General features: G+C 41.4%; 5 protein-coding genes. 2 read left to right on the top strand and 3 right to left on the bottom strand.

The annotated features are described in order from the left end of the window. The 3 genes from RWO85_RS09605 to coaB all read right to left on the bottom strand — a co-directional run. Nucleotides 1-440 (bottom strand): ECF transporter S component (locus RWO85_RS09605; protein ID WP_314415591.1); only part of this gene is annotated, 440 nt, incomplete at its 3' end. Beyond that, nucleotides 424-975: a phosphopantothenoylcysteine decarboxylase gene (gene coaC / locus RWO85_RS09600; RefSeq protein ID WP_314415590.1), complete on the bottom strand. Its 552-nt coding sequence runs from the start codon at nt 973-975 to the stop codon at nt 424-426. The genes coaC and RWO85_RS09605, both read right to left, overlap by 17 nt. A gap of 11 nt (nt 976-986) precedes the next feature. Then, nucleotides 987-1,676, bottom strand: a complete 690-nt coding sequence (gene coaB / locus RWO85_RS09595; RefSeq protein WP_314415587.1) for a phosphopantothenate--cysteine ligase — start codon at nt 1,674-1,676, stop codon at nt 987-989. A gap of 229 nt (nt 1,677-1,905) precedes the next feature. Between coaB and RWO85_RS09590 the strand changes: the two genes are divergently transcribed. Together RWO85_RS09590 and RWO85_RS09585 are read left to right on the top strand one after the other, a co-directional pair. Continuing rightward, entirely contained in the window at nt 1,906-3,576 is a 1,671-nt protein-coding gene (locus tag RWO85_RS09590) for a formate--tetrahydrofolate ligase (RefSeq protein WP_314415585.1), read from the top strand. Between the two features lie 159 nt (nt 3,577-3,735). Continuing rightward, nucleotides 3,736-5,279, top strand: a 1,544-nt coding sequence (locus tag RWO85_RS09585; protein WP_314415582.1) for a UvrD-helicase domain-containing protein, incomplete at its 3' end; no start/stop codon positions are given.

Here is a 5,279-nt window from a genome sequence, read left to right as displayed (position 1 = left end):
ACATTTCCAAAAAGGTAGAAAATTCCACCAAGTACAAAGACTGTGTTGGTAAGTGAACCCAGGGCACCAGCTAGAATCAGACCAGTCTTGTTTTTCATCAGTTTATAGACCAGATAAGGAGTTAAACCAATCAAAATACGTGGGACGATGGCAATGATAGCTGAGTAGATGTTTCCGTTTGGTACAAATGGGGAGAAGAGGTAACTTGTCGGTAGAATGGTAATAGTGTTAACCGTCAAGCTAAGTAGCCCCATCAAAAATCCAAGTGTAACCCCAACGCGTGGACCGTAGATAATACTGGCAATAATGACAGGAATATGAACGATAGTCGGTTTGATTGGGAATGGAAAAAGGTTAAAGATAAGCGAGCTCAGAAAGTGTATCACGAGCATGGTTGCAAAAAAGATAGCAATAGGTGCAATATTAGAGCGTTTTTTCATCGAGAGTTTCCTCTATTCTTTCTAAAATAATTGTGAGGTCGGCTAGAGCTCCTCGTCCATGGTCTCCACAAGCTAGTAGGGATTCCTTTGGAGCAATCAGCTGATAGCCGTAGGTTTCTAATGTTTTCAGATTAGCCTGAGTTGCTGGATGGTCATACATTTTTGTATTCATAGCAGGAGCTATTAGTTTAGGAATATGACTTGGCAAGGCCAGAGCCATACAGGTTATCATGTTGTCCGCAAAGCCGTGGGCTAGTTTTGCAATAGTGTTAGCAGTTGCAGGGGCCACGATAAATAAATCTGCTTTTTTGCCAAGTTCAATATGATTAACCTGATTAGGATAGGGTTCCTTCATGACATCCAAGTGGACGGAATTCTGTGAGAGTACCTGTAGTGTCAAAGGTTGAATAAACTCTGTAGCAGCCTGAGTCATTAAGACAGTGACTTGATGACCTTGTTTTTTTAGAGAACTGACTAAATCTGCCGACTTGTAAGAGGCGATTGAGCCCGTTACAGCCAAGAGAATGTTTGCCATAGCTTTCCTTTCTACGAATGATAGGCTTGAATTTTTTCAAGGAGGAGATCTGCAATTTCTTCTTTAGTCTGGACTGTTTGAAGCTGATCTTTCTCAACAAAGATAGCACGATGCTGGTTTGCTGAGATTTGAGTCAGGTCATTTGCAATGATTAAGTCAGCTTGGTTCTTGATAAGACTTTTTCTAGCAATGTCAACCAGATGGTCTTCGGAAACATCAACCAGCAGTTTGAAACCAATCAGATGAATAGCAGGATTCCATTCCTTGACTAGAGAGATGATTTTGGGTGTCTTTTTAAGGAACAAAACCTGAACCTCATCAGTTGAAGAAATCTTGTCCTGATGATTCTGCTTGCTTAAAAATTCTTCCAAATTAGAGCTAGCCTGAACTTCCTCCAGCCCTGTCATATAAACAGGAGTGTAATCAGATACGGCCATTGAGTGAATCAAGACCTGATAATCCTGAACACGTTCTTGCATTTTCAGTAGAAGGTCCTTGGTATTGTTAATTTCTCGAATGCTTAGGTTGGGATGGGCTTCTGGCTTCAGAGCTCGTTTTGTCGTAATTAAACAAACTTCATGCCCTGCAGCAAGCAAGGTTTCTGTGATGATTTTCCCCAAGCGACCTGTAGAATGGTTAGTGATAGAGCGGACGCTATCGATAGCTTCACTGGTGCCGCCCGATGTAACTAAAATTTTCATAGCACTATTGTACACAAAAATAAACGGTAAGTAAAATGAAAGTGATAAAATTTTGGTAAAAACGAAGATTTACTATAGTTTCAAACTATAAAGCCATATAAAATTTAAGAAAGGACTCTAAAAACCTTAAAAACAGGGATATTTACGAACGTTTAGAGAGTTTTAGGATGTTAAAAATCTTGTTTTGTGTTATAATGAATTATCATATAAGAGGTTAGAGGAGTTTTGAATGAAAACAGATATTGAAATCGCACAGAGTATTGAGTTGAAGCCAATCGTTGATGTTGTAGAGAAACTTGGTATTTCTTACGATGATTTGGAGTTGTATGGAAAGTACAAGGCTAAGCTCAGCTTTGATAAAATCCGTGCAGTTGAGAGCAATCCAGTTGGGAAATTGATTCTGGTTACTGCCATCAACCCAACACCTGCAGGTGAAGGAAAATCAACTATTACCATTGGTCTTGCGGATGCCTTGAACAAGATTGGCAAGAAAACCATGATTGCTATCCGCGAACCATCTCTTGGTCCAGTAATGGGGATTAAGGGTGGTGCTGCTGGTGGTGGTTACGCCCAAGTTTTGCCAATGGAAGATATCAACCTCCACTTTACGGGGGATATGCATGCCATTACGACTGCCAACAATGCGCTTTCTGCCTTGATTGACAACCACTTGCACCAAGGAAATGAGTTGGGAATTGACCAACGTCGTATCCTTTGGAAACGTGTTGTGGACTTGAATGATCGTGCCCTTCGTCATGTAACCGTTGGACTTGGTGGTCCTCTAAACGGTATTCCTCGTGAGGATGGCTTTGATATTACAGTTGCTTCTGAAATCATGGCAATTCTTTGCTTGGCAACAGACATCGAGGATTTGAAACGCCGTCTGGCTAATATCGTTATCGGTTATCGCTATGATCGTACACCTGTTTCTGTTGGTGATTTGCAGGTTGAAGGTGCTTTAGCATTGATTTTAAAGGATGCGATTAAGCCGAACCTGGTTCAGACAATTTACGGAACACCTGCCTTTGTACACGGTGGTCCATTTGCCAATATTGCTCATGGATGTAATTCAGTCTTGGCAACTACAACAGCCCTTCACTTGGCTGATTATACAGTTACTGAAGCTGGTTTTGGTGCAGACCTTGGTGCCGAGAAATTCCTTGATATCAAGACGCCAAACTTGCCAACATCTCCAGATGCAGTTGTCATTGTTGCAACCCTTCGTGCCCTTAAGATGAATGGTGGTGTGGCTAAGGATGCTCTTACAGAGGAAAATGTAGAAGCAGTTCGTGTCGGTTTTGCTAACTTGAAACGCCACGTTGAAAATATCCGTAAATTTGGAGTACCTGCGGTCGTAGCTATTAATGAATTTGTCTCTGATACAGAAGCAGAAATCGCAGCCTTGAAAGAACTTTGTGCCTCAATCGATGTACCAGTTGAGTTGGCAAGTGTCTGGGCTGATGGTGCAGAAGGTGGAGTGGCTCTTGCTGAAACAGTTGTCAAGACTATCGCTGAAAACCCATCTAACTATAGACGTTTGTATGACAATGGCCTTTCTGTCCAAGAAAAGATTGAAAAGATTGTTACTGAAATCTACCGTGGTAGCAAAGTGAACTTTGAGAAGAAAGCTCAAACACAAATCGCTCAAATTGTTCAAAACGGTTGGGACAAATTGCCAATCTGTATGGCAAAAACTCAATATAGTTTCTCAGACAATCCGAATGCACTTGGAGCACCTGAAAACTTTGAAATTACCATTCGTGAATTGGTACCCAAATTAGGTGCAGGCTTCATCGTTGCCTTAACTGGTGATGTCATGACAATGCCAGGCCTTCCAAAACGACCAGCAGCTCTTAACATGGATGTTGAAAGCGATGGAACTGTATTAGGCTTGTTCTAATAGTTTAATTGAATTCAAATGAGTTTGGAAATAATATCCAAGCTCATTTTTTATCTAGATATAAGGAGTTGCCTTCTACACGTAACCAGTCTAGGTAAAGATATTTTCCCTGAATTCTGATATAATAGAAATATTGACTTCAAGAGTAAGGAAGAGAAGATGAACGCATTATTAAATGGAATGAATGACCGTCAGGCTGAGGCGGTGCAAACGACAGAAGGTCCCTTGTTAATCATGGCAGGGGCTGGTTCTGGAAAGACCCGTGTTTTGACCCACCGTATCGCTTATCTGATTGATGAAAAGCTGGTCAATCCTTGGAATATCTTGGCTATTACCTTTACCAACAAGGCTGCACGTGAGATGAAAGAGCGTGCTTATAGCCTCAATCCAGTCACTCAGGGCTGTTTGATTGCGACCTTCCACTCCATGTGCGTTCGTATTTTGCGACGTGATGCAGATCATATTGGTTACAACCGCAATTTCACTATTGTAGATCCTGGTGAACAGCGAACCCTTATGAAACGCATTCTCAAGCAGTTGAACTTGGATCCTAAAAAATGGAATGAACGGAGCATCTTAGGAACTATTTCCAATGCTAAGAATGACCTGATTGATGATGTAGTCTATGCTGCCCAAGCTGGCGATATGTATACGCAAATCGTGGCCCAGTGTTATACAGCCTATCAGAAAGAGCTGCGTCAGTCGGAGTCGGTTGACTTTGATGATTTGATTATGCTGACCTTGCGTCTCTTTGATCAAAATCCTGATGTTTTGACTTACTATCAACAGAAATTCCAATACATCCACGTTGATGAGTACCAAGATACCAACCATGCACAGTACCAACTAGTCAAACTCTTGGCTTCCCGCTTTAAAAATATTTGTGTGGTTGGGGATGCGGACCAGTCTATCTACGGCTGGCGTGGTGCTGATATGCAGAATATTTTGGATTTTGAGAAAGATTATCCTCAAGCCAAGGTTGTTTTGTTGGAGGAGAATTACCGTTCCACTAAAACAATTCTCCAAGCGGCTAACGAGGTCATTAAAAATAATAAAAACCGCCGTCCTAAGAATCTCTGGACTCAAAATGCTGATGGGGAGCAAATCGTTTACTATCGTGCCAATGATGAACTAGATGAGGCTGTATTTGTAGCCAAAACCATCGATGAACTGGGTAGCAACCAAAACTTCCTTCACAAGGATTTTGCAGTTCTCTATCGTACAAATGCGCAGTCTCGTACCATTGAAGAAGCCCTGCTCAAGTCAAACATTCCTTATACCATGGTTGGTGGAACCAAGTTCTACAGCCGTAAGGAAATTCGTGATATGATCGCTTACCTCAACCTCATTGCTAACTTAAGTGACAATATTAGTTTTGAGCGTATTATCAACGAGCCTAAACGTGGAATTGGGCCAGGAACCGTTGAAAAAATCCGTGACTTTGCGAATATGCAAGACATGTCCATGCTAGATGCTTCAGCCAATATCATGTTATCTGGTATCAAGGGTAAAGCAGCCCAGTCTATCTGGGATTTTGCCAATATGATGCTAGATTTACGAGAGCAGCTAGATCAATTAAATATTACAGAGTTGGTTGAGGCTGTTCTAGAAAAAACAGGTTACGTCGATATTTTAAATGCTCAAGCGACTTTAGAAAGCAAGGCTAGGGTTGAAAATATTGAAGAGTTCCTTTCTGTGACGAA

This window comes from uncultured Streptococcus sp. (genome assembly GCF_963521865.1).
In the GTDB taxonomy this organism is placed as follows: domain Bacteria; phylum Bacillota; class Bacilli; order Lactobacillales; family Streptococcaceae; genus Streptococcus.
Note: the sequence above shows the minus strand (reverse complement) of the source record. Positions and strands in the feature narration are given on the sequence as shown.